The 17385-nt window shown below is 66.5% G+C and carries 12 protein-coding genes; 4 read left to right on the top strand and 8 right to left on the bottom strand.

Annotation, left to right across the window (positions count from 1 at the left end; genetic code table 11):
- Positions 1-287: 287 nt before the first annotated feature.
- Together ABB22_RS07960 and ABB22_RS07965 are read right to left on the bottom strand one after the other, a co-directional pair.
- Positions 288-2294, bottom strand: a complete 2007-nt coding sequence (locus ABB22_RS07960; protein WP_055765396.1) for a M13 family metallopeptidase — start codon at positions 2292-2294, stop codon at positions 288-290.
- Positions 2295-2610: 316 nt separating this feature from the next.
- The gene (locus ABB22_RS07965) at positions 2611-4707 is read right to left on the bottom strand and encodes a M13 family metallopeptidase (protein ID WP_235504231.1); all 2097 of its coding nucleotides are present in this window, start codon (positions 4705-4707) and stop codon (positions 2611-2613) included.
- A 155-nt stretch (positions 4708-4862) separates the two neighbouring features.
- Between ABB22_RS07965 and ABB22_RS07970 the strand changes: the two genes are divergently transcribed.
- Positions 4863-6470, top strand: coding sequence for a phytoene desaturase family protein (locus ABB22_RS07970; RefSeq protein WP_055764708.1), 1608 nt, complete (start codon positions 4863-4865; stop codon positions 6468-6470).
- Between the two features lie 16 nt (positions 6471-6486).
- Here ABB22_RS07970 and ABB22_RS07975 read toward each other — a convergent pair whose 3' ends face one another.
- The 3 genes from ABB22_RS07975 to ABB22_RS07985 all read right to left on the bottom strand — a co-directional run bounded on the left by ABB22_RS07975 (position 6487) and on the right by ABB22_RS07985 (position 12328).
- The gene (locus tag ABB22_RS07975; RefSeq protein WP_152984085.1) at positions 6487-7293 is read right to left on the bottom strand and encodes an SEL1-like repeat protein; all 807 of its coding nucleotides are present in this window, start codon (positions 7291-7293) and stop codon (positions 6487-6489) included.
- A 121-nt stretch (positions 7294-7414) separates the two neighbouring features.
- The gene (locus ABB22_RS07980) at positions 7415-9379 is read right to left on the bottom strand and encodes an alpha/beta hydrolase family protein (protein ID WP_055764713.1); all 1965 of its coding nucleotides are present in this window, start codon (positions 9377-9379) and stop codon (positions 7415-7417) included.
- A gap of 150 nt (positions 9380-9529) precedes the next feature.
- Complete coding sequence (locus tag ABB22_RS07985) at positions 9530-12328, bottom strand: TonB-dependent receptor plug domain-containing protein (protein WP_055764715.1); 2799 nt, start codon at positions 12326-12328, stop codon at positions 9530-9532.
- A gap of 391 nt (positions 12329-12719) precedes the next feature.
- On the opposite strand from ABB22_RS07985, the gene apbC reads away from it, so the two are divergent.
- Together apbC and dcd are read left to right on the top strand one after the other, a co-directional pair.
- A complete protein-coding gene (apbC, locus tag ABB22_RS07990; RefSeq protein ID WP_425477795.1) occupies positions 12720-13574 on the top strand; it encodes an iron-sulfur cluster carrier protein ApbC in 855 nt (284 codons plus the stop codon).
- Positions 13575-13836: 262 nt separating this feature from the next.
- Positions 13837-14409 (top strand): dCTP deaminase, encoded by a 573-nt coding sequence (gene dcd, locus ABB22_RS07995; RefSeq protein ID WP_055764718.1) that lies wholly within the window; start codon positions 13837-13839, stop codon positions 14407-14409.
- A gap of 72 nt (positions 14410-14481) precedes the next feature.
- On the opposite strand, the gene ABB22_RS18540 is transcribed toward dcd, so the two are convergent.
- Genes ABB22_RS18540 through ABB22_RS08005 form a run of 3 tightly spaced genes read right to left on the bottom strand, consistent with a single transcriptional unit; the run spans position 14482 to position 15758 of the window.
- Entirely contained in the window at positions 14482-14649 is a 168-nt protein-coding gene (locus tag ABB22_RS18540; protein WP_162838910.1) for a LiaI-LiaF-like domain-containing protein, read from the bottom strand.
- Between the two features lie 30 nt (positions 14650-14679).
- On the bottom strand, positions 14680-15102 hold the full coding sequence (locus ABB22_RS08000; protein ID WP_055764720.1) for an HIT domain-containing protein: 423 nt from the start codon (positions 15100-15102) through the stop codon (positions 14680-14682).
- Positions 15099-15758 (bottom strand): dienelactone hydrolase family protein, encoded by a 660-nt coding sequence (locus ABB22_RS08005; RefSeq protein WP_055764723.1) that lies wholly within the window; start codon positions 15756-15758, stop codon positions 15099-15101. Before ABB22_RS08005 ends, ABB22_RS08000 begins: the two co-directional genes overlap by 4 nt.
- Before the next feature lie 250 nt (positions 15759-16008).
- On the opposite strand from ABB22_RS08005, the gene rimO reads away from it, so the two are divergent.
- On the top strand, positions 16009-17370 hold the full coding sequence (rimO, locus tag ABB22_RS08010) for a 30S ribosomal protein S12 methylthiotransferase RimO (protein WP_055764725.1): 1362 nt from the start codon (positions 16009-16011) through the stop codon (positions 17368-17370).
- Positions 17371-17385 lie beyond the last annotated feature (15 nt).

The following is a 17385-nucleotide window of genomic DNA, read 5'->3' on the forward strand; positions in this document are numbered from 1 at the left end:
GGGGGGCCGTGCGTGGCGGGCCCACCACTTTGCCCCGGGCGACAGAAAGCGCGTCCCGTAGCGCCGGGTAGGGCCCGGCGGGCTTTATCGGTGATGCCCCAGCGGGGCGTTGGCCCGCTCTACGAGGTACAGCGCTCTGTAGCGCCGGGCAGCGCCCGGCGGGCTTTATCGGTGATGCCCCACGGGGCGTTGCCTGGCCCCGTGGGGGGGGGGGCTCCCTTACGGCGCGAAGAGACGGAAAAGCCGCGGGAAACCGCGGCTTTTCCGTTTTCAGAAGGGCTGGCGGATCAGCGCCAGACCTTGATCTGCTCGGCTTCGGTGCGCTGCATCGGCTGGCCCGGCTTGCACTGGAATGCCGCGCCGAAGGCCGGCAGGTTGGCCAGCGGGCCGTTGGTGCGCCAGCGGCCCGGTGCGCGCGGCTCGGAGGTCAGGCGCTGCACCGCTTCGTTGGGCGAGAGCTGCTGCGGCCACAGCGAGGCCCAGGCGCGGAAGAAGGCCTGGCGGTCGGCCGGCTTGGCGTCGGGCTGCGCGGCGGTGAAGGCGTCCCAGGCGATTTCCACGCCGGAGATGTCGGCCATGTTCTCGTCGCGGGTCAGTTCGCCGTTGACCTTGGCATCCTTCACGCCCGGGAACGCATAGCCGCCGTACTGCGCGGCGACGCGGTTGCCGATCAGCGTCCAGGCGCTCTTGTCGGCCGGCGTCCACCAGCTGCGCAGCTCGCCTCTGGCGTCGACCAGCGCGCCCTTGGCGTCGATGGCGCGGCTGATCTCGTGTGCGACCAGCGCGCCATAGGCACCGAACTTGCCGGGCACGCCGGCGGCATCGGTGAAGATCGGGCCCTGCAACGCGGCGGCGGTGACGATCAGGCGGTTCTGCGCCAGGTCGTAGGACAGCGCCGGCTGCTGCGGCAGCACATCCCAGCGACGGTCGGCGTTGCCCTTGCCGATGCGCTTCATCTCCTGGGCATGACGCCAGGTCGAGGCGATCAGCATGTTGCCGCCGAAGCTGCCGCGGCCCATCGGTTGCACGGTGTAGTCCAGGTCGCGCAGCGGCTTGCCGATCTCGATCTTCAGCGCGGCCAGCTTGGCCTCGGCTTCACTCTTGGCCTCGGCGCTCATCCAGGTGCTGCGCTTGACCGCGGCGATCTGCGCTTCGCGGATCTGGTCGACCATCAGGCCGGCCTGGCGCAGCGCATCGCGGCTGACATAGGCGGCGGCGTATTCGTGGCCCAGCATCGGGCCGGCGGCGACGTTGATCGCCTCCAGCACCTGCTCCGGGCGGGTCGGCGCGATGGTCTGGCCGCGCAGTACGCGGCCGCGGAACTCGAACTCGGCGTCGCGGTAGGCCTTGGACAGGTAGGGCGCCATCGCATCGCCCACGCGCCAGCGCAGGTAGGCCTTCCACTGGTCGGCCGGCAGGCGGGTGATAAGGCCGTTGAGCTGCTGGAACAGCGCCGGATCGGACAGCGACACCAGGTCGTCGTTGACGCCCTGCGCCTTGAGGAAGGCGTCCAGCTGCAGGTTCTTGTAGCGGCCGGTCAGGTCCTTGGTGGATACCGGCGCGTAGTTGTTGAACGGGTTGTTGATGCCGGCCAGCGGCTGCGCGTTGCGCGCCAGCTCGGTTTCCAGCTGGATCACCAGCGCCGATTCGGCGTCGAGCTTGTTGGCCGGGGTGCCGGTCAACGCCAGGATCTGCTTGACGTAGGCGCGGTAGCGACCCATCAGCGCGACCGTGTCGGCATCGGTGCGGGTATAGAACGCGGGGTCGGGCAGGCCCATGCCGCCCTGCATGAAGTAGCCGATGTGGCGGTCCAGCGCCTTCAGGTCCACGTCCGGGGCGAAATTGAACGCCACCGGGATGCCGACCTGGTGCAGCGCGGCGATCGAGGCGGGGATGTCCTTGGCCTTCTTGATCGCGTTGATGCGGCCCAGCAGCGGCGCGATCGGCCTGGAGCCGTCCGCCTCCACCGCCGCCTCGTCCAGGCCGCTGGCCCAGAAGTCGCCCAGCAGCTTCTGCACATTGCCCTGCGGTGCGCTCATCGCGCGCTCGAGCAGTTGGCGCTGCTGGTTGCGGGCGTTGTCGGCCAGCTGTCCCAGCGCCGTCACCGCGCCGACCTGCGGCACCGGATTCGCCTTGAGCCAGTCCGCGTTGGCCTGGTCATGGAAATCGGTGCAGGCGGGACTGACCACCGGCGCGGGAGCCGCCTTCTTGCGGGCGGCATCGGCGCCTGGCGCGGACAGCACGGCTGCAAGGCCGAAGGCCAGTGCCAGGGGAAGCGGGCGAACGTTGGGCATGTGCAGCGAATCCATCAAGGACTGGAAGTGGGCGGAGTTTACCAGCGGGGAATGCAGGGAGAAGACCACGGCGCGGGGGAATGGCTGGCCGGGTGGGAAATACCCCGGCGGGGCGCCACCCGCTTCGCAGGGGGCAGCGTTCCGCAGCGCCTGGCAATGCAGCACGTGACTGGCACGGCACGGCATGTTCCCGCTGTTGCTGCGCAGGGCAAGCCCTGCATCCCGGCACCCACGCATGGCATTCCGGCGACGCGCAGAAAACGAAGGCCCGGGATTTCCCGGGCCTTCGTCGACAACGTGCAGCCTCAGCGGCGGCTTACCAGATCACCACCTGCTTGTCGCCGGTGCGGACCATCGGCGAGCCGGCCTTGCACTGGAACGCGGCGGCAAAGGTCGGCAGGTTCGACGGCGCGCCCATGGCACGGAACTGGGCCGGAGCGTGCGGGTCGGTGGCCAGGCGGACCTTGGCGTTCTCCGGGGTGTACTTGCTGCGCCACACCGTGGCCCAGTTGAAGAAGAAGCGCTGGTCGCGGGTGAAGCCGTCGACCTTCGGGTCTTCCTTGCCGGCGCTGGCCTTCTGCAGGGCGTCGTAGGCCGTGGCCAGGCCGCCCAGGTCGGCGATGTTCTCGCCCAGGGTCAGCTTGCCGTCGACATGCTGGTCGCCCACCTTGTACTCGTTGAACTGGTTGATCAGCTTGCCGGTGCGGCCGGCGAAGCCCTTGGCGTCGGCCGGGGTCCACCAGTCTTCCATGTTGCCGGTCGGCCCGAAGCGCGCGCCCTGGTCGTCGTAGCCGTGGGTCATTTCATGGCCGATCACCGCGCCGATGCCGCCGTAGTTCAGCGCGTCGTCGGCGTTCGGGTCGAAGAACGGCGGCTGCAGGATGGCGGCCGGGAACACGATCTCGTTCTGCATCGGGTTGTAGTAGGCGTTGACCGTCTGCGGGGTCATGCCCCACTCGGTCTTGTCCACCGGCTGGCCGATCTTGGACAGTTCCCACTTGTAGTTGAACGCGGTGGCGGCGCGGATGTTGCCCAGGTAGTCGTCATGCGTGGTCTGCAGGCCGCTCCAGTCGCGCCACTTGTCCGGGTAGCCGATCTTCGGGGTGAAGGTCTCCCACTTGGCGATGGCCTTGGCCTTGGTCTCATCGCTCATCCAGCTCAGGTTCTGGATGCGCTCCTTCAGCGCGGCGGCCAGGTTCTTCACCAGCTCTTCCATCTTGGCCTTGGCTTCCGGCGAGAAGGCGACCTTGACGTACAGCTGGCCGAACGCGTCGCCGGCCTCGCCTTCGATGGTGCCCAGCACGCGCTTCCAGCGGGTCTTGATCTCCTTCTGGCCGTTGAGCGCCTTGCCGTAGAAGTCGTAGTTCTCCTGCACGAAGGCATCGCTCAGGTACGGCGAGGCGCCGTCGATGGTGTGGAAGCGCAGGTAGGCGCGCCACATGGCCGGGTCGGTGTCGCCCAGCATCTTGCTCACTTCCTGGTGGAAGCCGGGGATCGCCAGCGAGAACTTCTCCGGCGCGGCGATGCCCTGGGCCTCGAAGAACCTGCTCCAGCTGAAGTTCGGGGTCAGCTTGTCGGCGTCGGCCACGGTGACCGGGTTGTAGTACAGCGAGACGTCGCGCGACAGCTCGACGCTGGACTTGGATGCCTTGGCCAGGCGGGTCTCGAACTTGACCACGTCCTCGGCCTGCCTGGTGGCGTCGGCCGCGGCCACGCCGGACAGTTCCAGCACCTTGGCCACGTGCGCCTGGTAGGCCTTGAGCTTGTCGGCCTTCTTGGCGTCGGTGTAGTAGGTGGTGTCCGGCAGGCCCAGGCCACCCTGGCTGGCGTAGGCCATGTTCATCGACGAATTCTTGAAGTCCGCTTCCGGGCCGAAGCCGAACAGCACGTTTTCGCCCTTGGCCGCGCTGGTGCGCAGGTAGTTGGCGATGGCGTCCTTGTCGGCCAGTGCGTCGATGGCTTCGAGATCGGCCTTCAGCGGCGCGATGCCCAGCGCGTTGATTTTGGCTTCGTCCATGCCCGAAGCCCAGAAGTCGCCGACGATCTTCTCCACGCCGGTGGCGTTCTTGATCGCCGCGACCTGCTCGACCAGCTGGTGCTGCACGGCGACCGAGCGCTCGTCCAGGATGGTGAAGGCGCCCCAGCTGGTGCGGTCGCCGGGGATCTCGTTGGCATTGAGCCACTTGTCGTTGACGTAGCCGCCGAAGTCGGTGCAGACGTCCTTGCTCGGGTCCAGGTCGGCCGCGGTGAAAGCGTTGTAGGCCGGCAGCTTGGACTCGTCCAGCTTCAGTTCGGCGGCGGCCTCGGGAGCCGGCGCGGTGGCAGCGGCTGCCGGGGTTTCTTCTTTCTTGCAGCCGACCAGCGCGGCCGAGACGGCCAGGGTCAGCAGGAGAATCTGGGGTTTGCGAACGATCACGGGAGGCCTCCAGGCCGGATTCGGTGCATGGGGTGAGACCCCGATCACGGGGGCGTGCGCAGAAGATACGCCTGTAACCGTCATGGAAAGGGTGTCGAAGGTCATGCCGGCTGCCAGGGGCGGCGATGGCCGGCGAGTGCTATACAAGGTCCATGGCAGAGAACACTTCGCGGCAGTGGGATGCGGTGCTGGTCGGCGGCGGACACAACGGGCTGGTCTGCGCGGCCTACCTGGCCAAGGCCGGCAAGCGGGTGCTGGTGCTGGAGCGTCGCGACGTGGTCGGCGGCGCCGCGGTCACCGAGGAATTCCACCCCGGTTTCCGCAATTCGGTGGCGTCCTACACGGTGTCCCTGCTGCAGCCCAGGGTGATCGAGGACCTTCAGCTCGAACGCCATGGCCTGCGCGTGGTGCCGCGGCGGATCAACAACTTCCTGCCGCTGCCCGATGGCCGCTACCTGCTGGCGGGTGGAGGGCGCACCGGCGAGGAGGTGGCGAAGTTTTCGGCCCGTGACGCCGCGCGCCTGCCCGCGTACGAACAGCGCCTGGAGGTATTCGCCGACGTACTGCGCGCGGTGGCGCTGCAGCCCCCGCCGAACGTGAGCCAAGGCGGCTGGCTGCGCGCGTTGCCGGAACTGTGGAAGGCCGGCCAGCTGGGGCGGCGCCTGCAGGGGCTGGACGCCGGCCTGAAGCAGGAACTGCTGGACCTGTTCACGATCTCGGCGGCCGAGTACCTGGATCGCTGGTTCGAAAGCGGACCGATCAAGGCACTGTTCGGCTTCGACGGCATCGTCGGCAACTACGCCAGCCCATACGCGCCGGGCACGGCTTACGTGCTGCTGCACCATGTGTTCGGGCAGAGCAATGGCGTCAAGGGCGCCTGGGGGCACGCCATCGGCGGGATGGGCGCGATCACCCAGGCGATGGCGCGATCGGCGACCGAGGCCGGCGCGGTGATCCGCACCGGCACCGGGGTGGAGCGGGTGCTGGTGGAGGCCGGGCGGGCGACCGGCGTGGTGACCGATGCCGGGGAGGTCATCCACGCCCGGGCGGTGGTCGCGAACGTCAACCCCAAGCTGCTGTACGAGCGGCTGCTGGATCCGGCGGACGTGCCTGCCGCGATCCGCGAACGTATGGCGAACTGGCGCTGCGGCTCGGGCACCTTCCGCATGAACGTGGCGCTGTCGCGCCTGCCCGATTTCAGCGTATTGCCGGGGCAGGGCGACCATCTCACCGCCGGCATCATCATCGCCCCCAGCCTGGACTACATGGATCGCGCTTACCTCGATGCGCGCCGTTATGGCTGGTCGCGCGAACCGGTGGTGGAGATGCTGATTCCCAGCACGCTGGACGACTCGCTGGCGCCGCCCGGCCAGCACGTCGCCAGCCTGTTCTGCCAGCACGTCGCCCCGCAGTTGCCGGACGGGCGCAGCTGGGACGACCACCGCGAGGAAGTGGCCGACCTGATGATCGCCACGGTCGAGCAGCACGCCCCCGGCTTCGCCGCCTCGGTGCTGGGCCGGCAGATCCTCAGTCCACTGGATCTGGAGCGCACTTTCGGCCTGGTCGGCGGCGACATCTTCCACGGTGCGCTGAGCCTCAACCAGCTGTTCAGCGCCCGCCCGATGCTGGGCCAGGCCGACTACCGCGGCGCGCTTCCCGGGCTGTATCTGTGCGGTTCGGGCACGCATCCCGGCGGGGGCGTGACCGGGGCACCGGGGCACAATGCTGCGCGGGAGATACTGAAAGACAACGGCCGCTGACGCGGCCGTTGGGGGATCAGGGCTTGTCGCCCACCCGGGGCATCGCGTCCTCTGTTTTCGGTTCCTCCGCATCGATGATCGGGGAAACCTCGGGAATGCGGCTTTCCGGCTTGGGCTGCTCGACCTGGGTCAGTTCGCCCACGTCGACCTTGGCGATACGCGGTTCCATCCAGATGTCGTCATGCCACTGCAGGTACTTGTCCGGATTCCAGTAGCGCTCGTCGTAGAACTTGGAGCCATCGATCGCTATGCCTTCGCCGTCTGGGCCGGGAACATAGATCTTGAGGTTACCGACGGTACCCAGCCGGCTGCCGGTCATGCGCATACGCTCGCGCCGCAGCACGGTGGCTAGGCGAGGCTTGGCGGCCTCGTCGCCATAGGTTGCGTAGACGGTCCGCCCTTCTTCAACGGCGCGCGCGCGTTGCTGCTCGTCTAGCTTGGACCAGTACCGCTCGCGCAACCCGGCGAATCCCTTGTAGCCCCGCTCGGCGGCCAGGTCCATCCAGGCATAGGCCAGGGCCGGATCGGCCTCGGTTCCCTGACCGTTCCACAGCATCTCCGCGACCATGCCCTGCGCCGGCTTGTCTGCATAGTAGGCGGCGCGCTTGAAGAACTCGAAGGCTTCCTTGGCCTTGCCGTCGCGCATGCGCTCCAGGCCCAGCAAGCGGTAGCGCAGGTCAGGGTGGCTGGAGAGAAAGCCCGCGGTGGTCATCAGCGGATCGCGGGTAGGGTCCGGCGGCGCTTTGCCTGGTTGGGCGGCACTGGCGGTCGGTGCGGCCGCGATACAGGCCAGCAGGAGAGCCGCCGCCAGCGATGACTTCACTGTCATGTGTACTTGTTCCTGTGTGGGCGGCCGTGGGAGTGGTCGCAGTCCTGCTAGGTTTGCAGATCACCCTGGGCAGGACACCTGCCATCAGTTGGGGCCGATGGCAGGTGCGGCGACCTCAGCGCTTCCCGCCGATGTGCCGGTTGAAGAAGCCGAGCATCTCGCTATAGAGGTTGAGGCGTGCCTCGTCGCCATAGAACCCGTGCATTTCGCCCGGCTGGATGATCATGCCTTCGGGCGGGTTGCCGGCCGCGGCCAGGGCTTTGCCCATCAACTCGGTCTGTTCCGGCACCGCACGCGCATCGCGGGCGCCGGCTGCCAAGTAGACCGGGATCTTGACTTCGGTGGCACGCTGCGCCGGCGAGGCGCGGGTCCAGTCGGCCTTGTCGCTGCCGTGGGTCCGGCGCAGGTAGCGCAGGCCCGACTCGCGTGCGGGGATGTCACCCTTGGTGAACAGCATCGGCACGTCGTAGACACCGACGTAGCCGAAAGCGCACTTGAACAATCCCGGCTCCCGGATCGGCGCCATCAGCGAGGAATAGCCGCCGAAACTGCCACCGTAGATGCAGATCCGCTCCTTGTCGACGTAGCCACGATCGATGGCCCAATGGGTGGCGTCGAGGATGTCGTTCTGGATGCCTTCGTCCCACTGGCGATGGCCCGCGTCCTGGAACTCCTTGCCGTAACCGCTCGAGCCGCGGAAGTTGACCTGCAGCGTGGCGTAACCGCGGCTGGCGAACAGCTGGGCTTCGGGGTTGAACGACCAGTCGTCGCGCGGGCCGATCGGGCCCCCGTGCGGATTGACGATCAGCGGCATGCGCTTGCCTTCCGATTCCTGCGGGAGGGTCAGGTAGGCATGGATCAGGCGTCCATCGCGCGCGGTGAAGGAGAACGGCATGGTGCGCGCCATCTTCTTCGGGTCGATCTGCGGCCTGCGTGCCAGCAGCGGACGGGCCGTGCCGGCGTCGCGGTCGAACAGGTACAGCTGGCCGGGGTTGTGGTCGCTGGTCACCGAAACGAGGATTTTCCTGCCGTCGTTGGTATAGCTGGCGAAATCCACCTTCTGTCCCTCGAACGCCGAGGCCAGGGACATGTACAACGCGGCGTCGGGGTGTTCCTCGTCCAGCAGCGTGACCTTCGGGGCGCCGGCCTCGGTCACCACGCCGAGCAGGGTGGTCTGGTCGGTGGACCAGATCCGTTGCGATACCTCCGCTACCGGGTCGCTGAACAGCTGCGTGTACTCGCCGCTGCTGGTATCCAGGGTTCCGATCGAAGCAGGCGATTTGTTGTCGCTCTGCATCGCGTAGACCGTTCCGTTCTCGGTGGTGCGCAGGACGCTGAGGTGCTTGCCCGCGGTCTTGGAAGCATTGACCAGTGTCCACGACTGGTCGTCGCGGCGATACAGTTCGGTTCGTTCCTCGTACTCGCCGAACTCGTCGCGTGTCGAGGAACAGACGGCAAATCGCGGCTGCTTGGTGGCATCCAGCGTGACGCTGCAGTTTTCCTTGGGGGCCCGGCCCAGCGATGTCCGGCGGCCGTTGAGGACGTCCATCTTCACTAGTTCGGTACCGACGCCTTCGTTGGAGCGCGCGCTGGTCGCCTCCATGATGACGTACTGGTCGTCGTTGCGGAGCGTATCGACCAACGAATAGCGCTCGTTGCCAACGGCCTTGCTTGCCTGGGTGGCGTCGCGGGTTCCATAGAACACCAGCGGCCGCGGTTGGCTACCATCGGCGTTGACCGCAAACCACTCGCCAGTGCTGAACGGCTGGGCATAGCCGCCCATCTTCTTGATGGCGGTGAACATCAAACGCTCGCCGCTGACCCAGTGGAAGTCGCCGATGCTCTTTTTGTCGGGCAACTGGTTGATCTTGATGGGGCCCATGTCGGCGGTGCGGAGTACCACCAGCACGTCCTGCTCGCCCTTGTCCACGGTCATGGCCAGATACTTGCCATCAGGTGAGATCTTGGCGGTTCCGTAGGCGGGGCGGCCGACGAAGTCGGCGATCGGCTGTTGGGCGGTTGCCAGGGCCGGCGCGATGCAGGCCGCCAGGCACAGCAGTGCCTTGCTGCGAATTCTCATGTGTGCTCCTTGCAATCTTCTGTCTCGAAACAGAGGCGGGGCTGGCGCGGCGTGCCGCCAATGCGGGCGTTGCTGAAGCCCCCGCGTGCGCATGAGAGAAAGCCCGGCGGGGGCCGGGCTTTCTCCTTGTTGCCAGGTACTCTCGTACGATCAGAACTTGTAGTTCAGCTCGGCCGAGATCTGGCGGCCCACTGCCGAGTAGGCGCGCCAGAAGTACGGGTACGAGTTGAAGGTGTCGTCGTTGCCGCCGGCCTTGTCGAACAGGTTGACGACCTGGATGCCCACCGAAGCCTTGTTGGTGATCTTCTTGTTCACCGTCAGGTTCCAGGTGAAGTACGGCGAAACGCGGCCGGTTTCGGCCCAGTTCGGCAGCGAGCCGGCACGGGTGCCGTACACCGAGGCGCTCCAGTCGTCCTTGCTCCACGCGCTGTTCAGGGTGACCTTGCTGCGGTAGTTGAAGTACTGCAGGTCGTCACGGGCGTTGTGGAGTTCGCTGTCGGGCAGGTCACGCTCTTCCAGCTTCAGGACATGGGTGTACTTCATGCCGAAGGAGAAGCGGCCCCAACGATCGGTGTCGAACTTGTAGTCCAGCGAGGCGTCGATGCCCGAGGTGCGCATCATGGCCTGGTTGAACGGAACCGACAGCTTCTCGGTCACCTTGTTGGTGCCCAGGTCGGTGTTGTCGCGGGTGATCAGATTGGTGAAGTACTTGCACGCCTGGGAGTTGCCGTCGACCGGATTACCGTTGATGTCCTTGCCCAGAAGGCAGTCCGCTTCGTTGCGGAACAGGTAATCGGAGTCGATGTCGGAAACCGCGCCTTCCAGCTTGATGTTGTAGTAGTCGACGGTCATCGCCAGGTCATCGATGATGTCCCACACGAAGCCGACGGTGAACGACTTGCCGGTCTCTTCCTCAAGCGCGCGGCTGCCCTGGCGGGTGCTGAACACCTGGTAGTAGTAGTCGGTGTTGCCGGTGCAGGCGGTGGACTTGGGGTCCAGGTTCGCCTGGCGGCAGCGCAGCTGGTCGACGATGTAGGAATACGAGCCCGACGGACCGGCGAACACGTAGTGCATGTCCGGCGCTCGGAAGCTGGTGGAGTAGTTGCCGCGCAGCAGCAGGCTGTTGAACGGACGCCATTCCAGGCCGGCCGACCAAGTGCCAGCGCCGTCGACGTTGGTGACGTCGTCGTACTTGTCGAAGCGGCCGGCCACGCTTGCCTTCAGCGAATCGAAGATCGGGATGCTGAGTTCCAGGCCCATCGCGTAACGGTCGCGCTCGCCGCCGCCGCCGGTGGCGGTCAGGTTGTAGATCTTGTCGGCACCGGTGTAAGTGACGGTGGAGCGGATGTCCGGATCCAGGGTGTACTCCTGGGTCGCGGCTTCCACCACCAGCGCCGCACCCAGCGGGCCGGCCGGCAGGTCGAACAGGTCGCCGCTGATGGTGAAGCTACCCGTGGTGTTCTTCGACGAACCGCTGTTGCGCACGTCGGTGATCAGCGAGTTGTAGACGTCCGGGGTCAGCGGGCTGAACAGGCGATCCACGTTCATCTTGTGGATCGGGTAGCTGCCCTGCATGCCGAGCTTGGGGCCCAGGAAGTAGTCGCTGATCTTGTTGGTCAGGAAGCGCGGGCGGGTGGTGTCGTAGTCGAACCTGGAGTGCGAGATGCTGGCATCCCAGTCGAAACGGTCGGCGATGATGCCGCGCACGCCGCCGACCACGTTGATCGAGGTTTCGTCATAGACGGTGGCCTGCGGGCCGCCGACTTCCTCCGGGGTGAAGATGCGCTGGGCCTGGACGTATCCCAGGGTCGGGTCGTAGACGTAACCCGGGGTCTGCCAGAACTGCGTGGAGCTGTAGCCCTTGTTGGTGCTGTCGGTGACCAGCGCCTGGGCGTATGCCTGCAGGCCATTGCTGAAGTCATAGGTGCCGGCGACGTAGCCCGAGAGCTTGTCGAACGAGTTCTGCACCGACTGGGTCGCCGGGTAGCCGAAGTAACCGCAGCGGTTCGGGGTGCTGTTGGAGACGCTGGCCGAGCTGTTGTACGGGGTGAATTCGGACGAGGTGGCCGCGCAGGCTTCGCGCAGGTTCTTCACCGAATTGTTGATGCTGCCGTCGCTGCCCTTCCACACGTACTGCGCGCCGGTATTGCGGTACAGGTACACGCCGCTGGTGGCGGTGGCGAAGTCCGGGCGGCCCTTGAAATCCGGGTTGTCGTAGTACGAATCCATGAAGTCGCGCTGCGACGCCTGGATCTCTTCACGGTTCAGGTACTCGGCCGCGTAGGTCACGCTCCAGTTGTCGCCGCTCTTGCCGCCGGTGAACTGGAACAGGCCGGTGTCGCCACCGCCACGGGTGGAGGTGCCGGCGCGGATCTTGACCGCGTTGCCGTCGTAGTTGCTCTTGGTGATGATGTTCACCACGCCGGCCACGGCGTCGGAGCCGTAGATGGCCGAGGCGCCGCCGGTCAGCACTTCGATGCGCTCGACGGCCGCACCCGGGATGCTGCTCAGGCTGACCGCGTTCGAACGGCTGTTGTAAGGCTGCGGATAGTCCGCCATGCGCTTGCCGTTGATCAGGATCAGGGTATAGCCCGGACCCATGCCGCGCATGTTCAGGAACTGGGCGTTCGGGGTGAAGCCGCTCTGGGTCAGCTCGTTCTGCACGTCGCCGGTGATCTGGCTCAGGGTGGTGAGCGCCTCATAGACGGTGTTGAAGCCTTCCTTCTCGATGTCCGCAGCCGTCAGGACCACGACAGGAGTCGGGCCTTCGACGTCGGCACGCTTGATGCGGGAGCCAGTGACCGTGACCTTGTCGAGGTTCGTGGCGCGCTCGGCGGAAGCCTTGCCGGCCTGAGCGGTTGCGTCCTGCGCGAATGCGGCGGGTGCGCTCATTACGCCCAGCAGGGCGCTGGCCAGAACGGTACGCTTGAATGTGGTTTTGCGAATCACTTTAGTGAATCCCCTGAAGTTGGCTAGGATGACAGCACCGGGCCGGAAGCGTTCCGGAATCACGGGAATAGCTGAACGGCAGCCGGCTGTATGTTGAACGTAACATGACTTTAACGATATGTGCACGTTGTCGCGGCAAGTTATGCACATTTTTTTTATGTGAACAGGTATAAGCGCGGCGAATTCTGTTCTGGCGTCGAGCTCAAGCGCCTGTAATGACAGGTGCCGGCATTGCCACAGGGTCTTCCGGCACCGGCGTGATGATTTTTGGGCATATCAGGTTGCGGTTTTTCGCCGATGCGGTGCGCATTGGCGGCGTGCGCGGGCAACTCCGTCTGGCACGACGGGCATGGCTGCTACCATTTCCAGCCCCCCAGTACGGTCCTTGATCATGTCCCAGCCAATGTCACGGGTTGCCGCCCATGCCGTCCAGAAGGGGCTTTCTCCCCACCCCCGCATCCGCAACGTCATCGCTGTGGGCTCCGGCAAGGGCGGGGTGGGCAAGTCCACGACGGCGGTGAACCTGGCCGTGGCGCTGCAGCAGCTGGGCGCGCGGGTGGGGGTGCTGGATGCCGACATCTACGGGCCGAGCATGCCGGCGATGCTGGGGCTGAGCGGGCGCCCGGAGAGTCCGGACAACAAGTCGATCGAGCCGATGCGCGCGTTCGGGGTTGAGACCATGTCGATCGGGTTCCTGGTCGAGCAGGATTCGCCGATGATCTGGCGCGGGCCGATGGCGACGTCGGCGCTGACCCAGCTGTTCAACGACACCCGCTGGGGCGATCTGGACTATCTGCTGATCGACCTGCCGCCGGGCACCGGCGACATCCAGCTGACCCTGGCGCAGAAGATTCCGGTGGCCGGGGCGGTGATCGTGACCACGCCGCAGGACATCGCCACGCTGGATGCGCGCAAGGCGCTGAAAATGTTCGAGAAGGTCGAGGTGCCGGTGCTGGGCATCATCGAGAACATGGCGGTGCATACCTGCTCCAGCTGCGGCCACGTCGAGCACCTGTTCGGCGAGGGCGGCGGCCAGCGCATGGCCGCGCAGTACGGCGTACCGCTGCTGGGTTCACTGCCGTTGGAGATCGGCATCCGCGAGCAGGGCGACGCCGGCTCGCCGATCGTGGTCGCGGCGCCGGAGTCGGCGGCGGCCAAGGCCTATGTGGCCGCGGCGCAGCGCATGGTCGAGGAGCTGGGCAAGCGCCCGCGTGCGGGGATTCCCATCGTTTCCTCGCTGGTCTGATATGCCGGCTGGCGCCTGCCAGCTGGCTGGACCCCCCGGATTCCGGGCATCGGCGCAGATGCCGGCCTGCGGCTGGCACTCTCATGTTGAATCCCCTTGGCCATGGGGGCGCCCAGGATGCGGGGTGTGGCTGGCAGGAGTCGGAGCCCGCGGTCTGCGGTCCAGGCCGCGGGGCGACAGTGCGCAGCCCTGGCGCGTACCGGCCAGCGCCCGGCGCTACCGGCTAGAATCACGCTTTCCACCCGATCCGCCAGGACACCGAATGAGCATCAAGAGCGACCGCTGGATCCGCCGCATGGCCGAGCAGCACGGCATGATCGAGCCGTACGAGGCCGGGCAAATCAAGCAGGTCGACGGCCAGCGCATCGTCAGCTACGGCACGTCCAGCTATGGCTACGACGTGCGTTGCTCGCGCGAGTTCAAGGTGTTCACCAACATCAACTCGACCATCGTCGATCCCAAGCACTTCGACCCGAAGAGCTTCGTCGACATCGAGGCCGGCGAGTGCATCATCCCGCCGAATTCTTTCGCGCTGGCGCGCACGGTGGAGTACTTCCGCATCCCGCGCGACACGCTGGTGGTGTGCCTGGGCAAGAGCACCTATGCGCGCTGCGGCATCATCGTCAACGTGACGCCGCTGGAGCCGGAGTGGGAAGGCCACGTGACCCTGGAGTTCTCCAACACCACGCCGCTGCCGGCGCGCATCTACGCCAACGAGGGCGTGGCGCAGATGCTGTTCTTCCAGGCTGACAAGGACGATGTCTGCGAGACCTCGTACCGGGACCGCGGCGGCAAGTACCAGGGCCAGACCGGCGTGACCCTGCCGCGCACCTGAGCCGCCGCTGCGGTCGCAGCAATGAAAAGGGCGCGGAATCCGCGCCCTTTTCGTTTCCAGCGGCGGCCAGGCTTACTTGCCGCGCCCGAACAGCATGCCGATGCCCACGGCCACCAGGATGGCCGGCCACCAGGTGGCCAGCATCGAGCCGATGTTGCCGTTGATCCAGCCCAGGTTCTTGGCCAGGAAGAACAGGCCGACGACGATCAGGATCAGGGCGGCGATCAGATTGGAGCGCATCGACTTGCAGGTCCTTGGTTGAGGTGGCGGCTATCGTAGCCGCTGGCGCCAGATTTCGACACGCTCGGCCAGCACGCCCGGGTCGAAGCGCTGCGCCGGGCCGCTGCCCCAGACCGGTCCGGGCCAGGCGGCGTCGCCTTCGTGGCGGCCGATCAGGTGGATGTGCAGCTGCGGCACGATGTTGCCCAGCGCGCCGATGTTGAGCTTGGTGACGTTGGGTTTCTGCTTCAGGTGGCGGGAGATCTGGTTGATCTCGGCCAGCAGCAGGCGCTGCTGGTTGCCGTCCAGGTCGATCCATTCGCTGGCGCCGGTCACGCGCGGGACCAGCACGACCCAGGGGAAGCGGTCGTCGTTCATCAGGCGGATCTGGGACAGCGGGCCGTCAGCGATCAGGACGCTGTCGGCGGCAAGGCGGGTGTCAAGCTCGAAATCGGACGTCACAACTTCGGTCATCGCAGGTTCTCGCTGAAGAAGGCCAAGGTGCGTTCGCGCGCCAGCGCGGCGCTCGGAGCGTGGTAGTGCATGCCGGCCTCGCGGTTGAAGGCGTGGCCGGCCGGATACACGTATACCTGCATCGACGGTTGCTTTTCACGATGCGCTGCAACGGCGGCCGATGGGATCGAGGGATCCTGTGCGCCGAAATGGAAGATGGCCGGGGCCTTGAACGGGGCATCCAGGAACGGCACGTTGCGCGCCCCGTAATAACTGGCCGAGGGCAGGCCCAGCCGCTGCGCGGCGAGCAGGGCGATGGTGCCGCCCCAGCAATAGCCCACGGTGCCGACCTTGCCATGGCCGGCCAGGGCGTGGGCGGCTGCCTCCACGATGTCTACCGCGCGGTCCACGCCAAGTTCGGCCACCAGCGCTTTGCCGCGGTCGGTGCCGGCGGTGTCGTAGTCCAGTTCCAGCCCCGGTTCGAGCGGGTCGAAGAACGCGGGCGCAAGCACGGCATAACCGTCGGCGGCGTACTGTCCGGCGACGTGGCGGATATGGGCGTTGGCGCCGAAGATTTCCTGTATCACCACCAGGCCGGCGCGCGCGGGGCCCGCGGGCAGGGCCTGCCAGGCGCGTACCGGGCCGTGGGCGGTGTCGAGAGTTATCCACTGGGACATGGCGGGGCAGGGAGTTCATGGGGCGGGATTATCGCGCCGGGCAGGACTGGCGCGCCTTTCGCAGGAAGGGCTTGAGTCGCGATGCGGCAATCCCCGTGAGGGGCGCTTCGGGAAAGCTCCATCGCGACTGAAACAGCTCCTGCGGGGGGAGGGTGGAGGCGGGGCAGGGAGTTCATGGCCGGCCCGGTATAATCGCCACGCTTCCGGCCCCAGGTCATTCCGATCCCCGGCCCCCAGAACCGCAGACCCCATGTCCCAGCTGAACCCCAAAGTCGGCTTCGTCAGCCTTGGCTGCCCGAAGGCCCTCGTCGATTCCGAGCGCATCCTCACCCAGTTGCGGGTGGAGGGCTACGACATCGTGCCGTCCTACGACTCGGCCGACGTGGTGGTGGTCAACACCTGCGGCTTCATCGACTCGGCGGTGGCCGAATCGCTGGACGCCATCGGCGAGGCGATGAACGAGAACGGCAAGGTCATCGTCACCGGCTGCCTGGGCAAGAAGTCGGAGATGATCCGCGAGCAGTACCCGGACGTGCTGTCGGTATCCGGGCCGCAGGACTACACCAGCGTGATGGATGCGGTGCACGCGGCGCTGCCGCCGAAGCACGACCCGTTCGTGGACCTGGTGCCGGACTACGGCATCAAGCTGACGCCGCGCCACTATGCCTACCTGAAGATTTCCGAGGGCTGCAACCACCGTTGCAGCTTCTGCATCATCCCCTCGATGCGCGGCGACCTGGTGTCGCGCCCGGTCGAGGACGTGCTGCGCGAGGCCGAGCGCCTGGTGAAGGGCGGCGTGCGCGAACTGCTGGTGGTCTCGCAGGACACTTCGGCCTATGGCGTGGACCGCCGGTATGCGCCAGGCACCTGGCGCGGCAGGGAATACGCCACGCGCATGAAGGCGCTGTGCGAGGGCCTGTCCGAGCTGGATGCATGGACGCGCCTGCATTACGTCTATCCGTATCCGCATGTGGACGATGTCGTGCCGCTGATGGCCGAAGGGAAAATCCTGCCGTACCTGGACATCCCGTTCCAGCATGCCAGCCCGCGCATCCTCAAGCTGATGAAGCGCCCGGGCGCGGTCGACAAGACCCTGGAGCGGGTGCTGCGCTGGCGCGACATCAGCCCGGACATCACCGTGCGCTCGACCTTCATCGTCGGTTTCCCGGGCGAGACCGAGGCCGAGTTCGAACAGCTGCTCGACTTCCTCGATGCCGCCCAGCTGGATCGCGTGGGCGCGTTCGCCTATTCGCCGGTGCAGGGCGCCACCGCCAACGACCTGCCCGATCCGGTGCCGGAAGAGGTGAAGCAGGAGCGCCTGGCGCGCTTCATGGAGAAGCAGGCCGCCATTTCCGCCGCCAAGCTCGAAGCGAAGATCGGCAGCGTGCAGCAATGCCTGGTGGACGCCCTCGAGGACGGCATCGCGGTGGCGCGTTCCAAGGCCGACGCCCCCGAGATCGACGGCCTGGTGCATATCCAGAATGCCGATGAGGCTCGACTGCGGGTAGGCGACTTCGTCGATGTGGAAATCACCGACAGCGATGAGCACGACCTGTTCGGCGACGCGCTGGTCAAGCCGGTCGCCCAGCCGTTCGACCTCAAGGTGCTGTGACCGGCCAGCCGGATG

The organism is Stenotrophomonas nitritireducens (assembly GCF_001431425.1).
In the GTDB taxonomy this organism is placed as follows: domain Bacteria; phylum Pseudomonadota; class Gammaproteobacteria; order Xanthomonadales; family Xanthomonadaceae; genus Stenotrophomonas; species Stenotrophomonas nitritireducens.